At 54.7% G+C, this 408-nt stretch carries 1 protein-coding gene; it reads right to left on the bottom strand.

Annotated features, from left to right (window positions below; all coding sequences use genetic code 11):
- Positions 1–408 (bottom strand): hypothetical protein (locus tag Q1A70_RS20475; protein WP_299697679.1); only part of this gene is annotated, 408 nt, incomplete at both ends.

Here is a 408-nt window from a genome sequence, read left to right as displayed (position 1 = left end):
GGCTTGATGAGTCGTTGACGGCTCGATGCTCGCCCCATCAAAACGTACCGTCATGCCGGAATAGACCGCTTGCGCCAGCAACGCTTGTCGCATGGCTTGCGCCTCCATCGCCCGTTTTTGCATCGCGACAATTTCAGGAGAGGGCAACGCGGCCTTTTCCTGTGACTCGGACTCGTCAGGTGGAGGGGATTTAACCGCTATCACATTGTCGGTGGGTTTCGTCGCCATCAATGCATCCAATGGCGCGGTTTGACTGACTCCGATGACGGGCGGCTTCTCAGGCTCTGAAGTGTGAGAACTCCTTCCTTTCATTGCCACGACCAGCAATACGCTTCCAACCAGACCCATCACCATAAGCCCGCCCACTAACCTAACAATGGGCTTTAACGTGCCTTGTTCATTTTTCAA

It is taken from the genome of uncultured Vibrio sp. (assembly GCF_947488985.1).
Classification (GTDB): Bacteria; Pseudomonadota; Gammaproteobacteria; order Enterobacterales; family Vibrionaceae; genus Vibrio.
Note: the sequence above shows the minus strand (reverse complement) of the source record. Positions and strands in the feature narration are given on the sequence as shown.